This window comes from Streptomyces anatolicus (assembly GCF_019400875.1).
Taxonomy (GTDB): Bacteria; Actinomycetota; Actinomycetes; order Streptomycetales; family Streptomycetaceae; genus Streptomyces; species Streptomyces anatolicus.
This window is the reverse complement of the sequence record NZ_WMBF01000445.1, coordinates 1-5,229: the sequence shown is the minus strand read 5'-3', so window position 1 is coordinate 5,229 and position 5,229 is coordinate 1. Positions and strand designations below refer to the sequence as shown.

At 69.5% G+C, this 5,229-nt stretch carries 5 protein-coding genes; 1 reads left to right on the top strand and 4 read right to left on the bottom strand.

What is annotated here, in order from left to right:
• Window positions 1-109 precede the first annotated feature (109 nt).
• The 3 genes from GKQ77_RS27045 to GKQ77_RS27035 form a co-directional block, all read right to left on the bottom strand.
• Window positions 110-838, bottom strand: a complete 729-nt coding sequence (locus GKQ77_RS27045; RefSeq protein ID WP_504739869.1) for an aggregation-promoting factor C-terminal-like domain-containing protein — start codon at window positions 836-838, stop codon at window positions 110-112.
• 398 nt (window positions 839-1,236) lie between these two features.
• Complete coding sequence (gene phoH2 / locus GKQ77_RS27040) at window positions 1,237-2,559, bottom strand: RNA 5'-3' helicase PhoH2 (protein WP_219691547.1); 1,323 nt, start codon at window positions 2,557-2,559, stop codon at window positions 1,237-1,239.
• 329 nt (window positions 2,560-2,888) lie between these two features.
• Window positions 2,889-3,650, bottom strand: a complete 762-nt coding sequence (locus tag GKQ77_RS27035) for an isoprenyl transferase (protein WP_205038076.1) — start codon at window positions 3,648-3,650, stop codon at window positions 2,889-2,891.
• Window positions 3,651-3,781: 131 nt separating this feature from the next.
• Here GKQ77_RS27035 and mgrA point away from each other — a divergent pair, with 131 nt between their 5' ends.
• Window positions 3,782-4,819, top strand: a complete 1,038-nt coding sequence (gene mgrA, locus GKQ77_RS27030) for an L-glyceraldehyde 3-phosphate reductase (RefSeq protein ID WP_219691546.1) — start codon at window positions 3,782-3,784, stop codon at window positions 4,817-4,819.
• Between the two features lie 2 nt (window positions 4,820-4,821).
• Here mgrA and GKQ77_RS27025 read toward each other — a convergent pair.
• Window positions 4,822-5,229, bottom strand: a 408-nt coding sequence (locus GKQ77_RS27025; protein WP_372459993.1) for a hypothetical protein, incomplete at its 5' end; no start/stop codon positions are given.

Below are 5,229 nucleotides of genomic sequence, written 5' to 3'. Positions count from 1 at the left end.
CCCCACCACTCCCCCCTGGAGCTGTCCGCACCGACCGTACATGGGAGAAACCCCCCACCGAAGGACGGTGAGGGGTCTCCCGAGGTTGAGCGGTACGGTCGGCGTCCGCCTAGTACCAGTTGTTCGCCTGCCAGAAGTCCCAGGCGCCGCACGGGCTGCCGTAGCGGTCGTTCATGTAGTTCAGGCCCCACTTGATCTGCGTGGCCGGGTTGGTCTGCCAGTCGGCGCCCGCCGAGGCCATCTTGGAAGCGGGCAGCGCCTGGACGAGGCCGTACGCCCCGGAGGAGGCGTTCTGCGCCTTGTAGTTCCACGTGGACTCGTGGTTGACGATGTTGCTGAAGCACTGGAACTGGTCGCCGGGGACCATCTGCCGTGCCATCGCCTGGACCTGAGCGACCGTGTAGGAGCTCTGGGGGGTGAAGCTGGAGGCGTCGCGGGCCGAGGAGCGGCTGGCCTTGGTCTCGGCCTTGTCCTCGCGCTCCTTCTTGGCGGCGGCCTTCTGCGCCTTCTCGGCGGCCTCCGCCTTCTCCGCGGCCTTCTGCTTCTCGATCGCCGATGCGGCGGCCTGCTTGCGGGCCTCCTCCGCGGCGGTCTTCTTCGCCGCGGTGTCGGCGGCCATGGCCTGCGCGTCCGCCTGCTGCGTCAGGGACGCGGTCTGGACCTGGGCCTGCTGGCCCGCGGGGATCTCTGCGAGGAGCGTGGCCTCGCTCGCCGCTGCCTCGAAGTCGTTCGAGTTCGAGGACTGGGCGTTGCCCGAGGCAACACCCACGACAGCTCCGACGGTGGTGACCGCGGTGGCTGACGCCACGGCGAATCCCCGGACCGAAATCCGGCTCACACGGTTTCCTTCCAGCATCGCCCGCATAGGTGACCTCGCGGACGCAATCGTGCCCCTGGCGCTGGCCTCCGCTTGCGTTCGGTCACGGGAGGCGCGGGCCCGGTGGACAACTCCCTTGGCGGGAGCGCCGCGTGGTGCTCGGGCGGCATGCGACGGCCACTATGAAGTTCTGGGGTTCAGTACCGCTGGGGGTACAGGTGTGTCGCATGCGGGGCCTGACAGGACCCAGACTCTGCCCCAGCTCGACGCCGCAAGGCAATTCTCCGTTGCGTGGGAAAGCTCACACGCCGTTTGGCCCAGGAGTTTTCCGGAAAGCGGCGCGCACGACGACGCCGCCCGGCTAGGCTCCTTCGCTTCGCCGGGCGGCGCCAACTACCGTACATACGCGGTGAACTGACTCAGATGTGGCCGTCCTCCAGCATTTCGGTCACCAGGGCCGCGATCTGCGAACGCTCGGAGCGCGTGAGGGTGACGTGCGCGAAGAGCGGATGCCCCTTCAGCTTCTCGACGACGGCCACCACCCCGTCGTACCGCCCGACTCGGAGGTTGTCGCGCTGGGCGACGTCATGGGTGAGGACGACACGGGAGTTCGCCCCGATCCTGGACAGAACGGTCAGCAGGACGTTCCGCTCCAGGGATTGGGCCTCGTCCACGATGACGAACGCGTCGTGCAGCGAGCGGCCGCGGATGTGGGTGAGCGGCAGGACCTCCAGCATCCCGCGCGCGCTGATCTCCTCTATGACCTCTTTGCCCGCCACCGAACCGAGCGTGTCGAAGACCGCCTGCGCCCAGGGGCCCATCTTCTCGGCCTCGGTGCCGGGCAGATAGCCCAGCTCCTGCCCGCCGACCGCGTACAACGGCCGGAAGACCATCACCTTCTGGTGCTGCCTGCGCTCCAGGACGGCCTCAAGGCCCGCGCAGAGGGCGAGCGCCGACTTGCCGGTGCCCGCGCGCCCGCCCATCGAGACGATCCCGACGTCCGGGTCGAGGAGGAGATCGAGCGCGATCCGCTGCTCGGCGCTCCTGCCCTTGATGCCGAAGGCCTCGCGATCGCCGCGTACGAGCCGGACGTTGCCCTCGGCCGTGACGCGGCCCAGCGCCTTGCCGCGCTCGGACTGGATGGTCAGGCCCGTATGGACGGGCAGGTCCGCCGCCTCGGGGACGTAGAGCTGGTCCTCCTCGAAGAGGAGGTCGACCTGCTCGGCCGTGAGGGTCAGTTCGGCCATGCCGGTCCAGCCGGAGTCCGTGATGGCCAGCTCCGCGCGGTACTCCTCGGCGAGCAGTCCGACGGACGACGCCTTGATCCTGAGCGGCAGGTCCTTGGAGACGACCGTGACGTCGTACCCCTCCGCCTGGAGGTTGCGGGCCACGGCGAGAATCCGTGAGTCGTTGTCCCCCAACCGGTAGCCGGCCGGGAGCACGCCGGGATCGGAGTGGTTGAGCTCGACGCGCAGCGAGCCGCCGAGGTCCCCGAGCGGGATCGGGGCGTCCAGGCGGCCGTGCCGGATACGGAAGTCGTCCAGCAGGCGCAGCGCCTGCCGGGCGAAGTAGCCGAGCTCCGGGTGGTGCCGCTTGGCCTCGAGCTCCGTCACCACGACGACGGGCAGCACGACTTCGTGCTCGTCGAAGCGGGTCAGGGCGTTCGGGTCGGCCAGCAGGACGCTGGTGTCGAGAACGTAGGTGCGCCTGTCGGGCATGCGGCGCTTTGTGCTGGTCATCACGGAAGGACGTACCCCCTCGGATGAGGTCGGGGAGCGACGGGAGGGAATCCGGGCGGGCCGGCGAAGGTGATGCAGGCCCGGCGCGGCCGCGATGCGCGGGCCGGACGCCGGCCCTCCACGTCGCCCGCGCTGCTCACACGGTCGTCCTGGTGCAAAGGGCCTCCCGGGCGGACGGCCTCATGGCGTCCGCTGAGATACGACGTCCCTCTCGGATACTGCGGAACGTCGACCTGGAAGGCTTATTCCCTCGAACAAGCGCGGCCATGCCATGGCATATGACGACGCGTTGGTTAACTCCGGATGACCCCGGCCTCAGGGGCGTGTGCGCGTCAGCCGCCGTAGCGGCGGTGGCGGGCCGCGTAGTCACGCAGCGCGCGCAGGAAGTCGACCTTGCGGAAGGCCGGCCAGAAGACCTCGCAGAAGTAGTACTCCGAGTGGGCGGACTGCCAGAGCATGAAGCCCGACAGGCGCTGTTCGCCGCTGGTGCGGATCACCAGGTCGGGGTCGGGCTGGCCGCTGGTGTAGAGGTGCTTGGAGATGAGGTCGATGTCGACGCTCTCCGCGACCTCTTCCAGGCTGGTGCCCTTGTCCGCGTGTTCCAGGAGCAGCGAGCGCACCGCGTCGGCGATCTCCTGGCGGCCGCCGTAGCCGACGGCCACGTTGACGAGTATCCCGGTGTTGTCGTGGGTGGCCTGTTCGGCTTCCTTCATGACGGCCTGGGTGCGGGCGGGCAGCAGGTCGAGCGCGCCGACGTGGTGCACGCGCCAGCGGCCGTCGGCGACGAGCGAGCGGACGGTCGCCTCGATGATGCCGAGGAGCGGGGTCAGCTCCTCCTCGGGCCGGTCGAAGTTGTCGGTGGAGAGCATCCACAACGTGACGACCTCGACGTCGGTCTCCGCGCACCAGCCGAGGAATTCCTCGATCTTGTACGCGCCCGCCTGGTGGCCCTGTGCGGTGGTCCCGCCGGACGCCTTCGCCCAGCGGCGGTTGCCGTCGAGGATGACCCCGATGTGCTTGGGCACCTGGTCGTGGTCGAGGCGGCCTTCCACCCGGCGTGCGTAAAGTCCGTACACCAGGTCGCGCAGGTTCACGTCTGTCAGCCCCTCCAGCAGATGGCGGTCCTCAAGGGGTGTGCGTAGGGCAGTCCCCGAGGGCGACACCCTACCGCTGCGCGGGCCGCCCGCCGAAGTCGGGTGCGCTCGGCTGAAGTAGCTTCATCCCCATGAACGACACGTCTTCGTACCGCGCCGCCCCGGACCGCTACGACACCATGGAGTACCGGCGCACGGGCCGCAGCGGCCTGAAGCTGCCCGCGGTCTCCCTCGGTCTCTGGCACAACTTCGGTGACGACAAGGCCCTGGACACCCAGCGCGCGATCCTGCGCCGCGCCTTCGACCTGGGTGTCACGCACTTCGACCTGGCGAACAACTACGGGCCGCCGGCCGGCTCCGCGGAGCTGAACTTCGGCAAGCTCTTCGCACAGGATTTCGCCTCGTACCGCGATGAGCTGGTCATCTCGACCAAGGCCGGATACCTCATGCACCCGGGCCCGTACGGCGAGTGGGGCAGCCGCAAGTACCTGCTGTCGTCGCTGGACGCGTCGCTGGAGCGGATGGGCCTCGACTACGTCGACATCTTCTACTCCCACCGCTTCGACCCGGACACGCCGCTGGAGGAGACGATGGGCGCGCTCGCGTCCGCCGTCCAGCAGGGCAAGGCGCTCTACGTCGGCGTGTCGTCCTACAACAGCGAGCAGACGGCCGAAGCGGCGCGGCTGCTGCGGGAGATGGGCGTTCCGGCTCTCATCCACCAGCCGTCGTACTCGATGATCAACCGCTGGACCGAGGAGGACGGCCTCCTCGACACGCTGGAGGAGGCCGGGATGGGCTGCATCTCCTTCGTGCCGCTCGCCCAGGGGCTGCTCACCAACAAGTACCTGAAGGGCATCCCGGAGGGTTCGCGCGCCACGCAGGGCAAGTCCCTGGACCCGGAGCTGCTGAACGAGGAGGTCGTGCGCCGGCTCAACGGCCTGAACGACATCGCGGCGGGCCGCGGCCAGTCGCTCGCCCAGCTCGCCCTCAACTGGGTGCTCCGCGACGAGCGGATGACCTCGGCGCTGATCGGCGCGTCCAGCGTCGGGCAGCTGGAGGAGAACGTGGCGGCGCTGGCGGGCCCGAAGCTGACGGAGGCGGAGCTCGCGGCCATCGACACGTTCGCGGTCTCGACGCCCGGCACCAATATCTGGGCCGGGCGGGGCTGACGCTAGGGGCGCGGGCGCTTGAACCAGGCGCCCGCGGTTCCCTGGGAGAGCAGGACGACCACCGCGATGGCGCCGAGCAGCGGCAGGAGGCCGCCGGAGTTGCCGTTGGCCGCCCCGCCGAGCGCGCTCAGGGCGTGCAGCGACATCAGGACGATGCACGTCACGCGGATACCGGAGCCGGCCTTGTGGAACGTCCAGGCCAGGCCCGCGGCCACCATGACCAGCACATTCACTCCGATGACGGCGCCCGCCGTCACCGCGTCGCCCGTCGCGCCGATGACTATCGCGGCGAGCAGCACGAGTCCGGCGAGCACCCAGAGGACGATCTGCGCGGCCCGGACGCTGCCGGGCATCCGCTGCGGGGCCATCGGGCCGTAGGCGTACGCGGGGTCCTGGGCCTGGTTCTTATA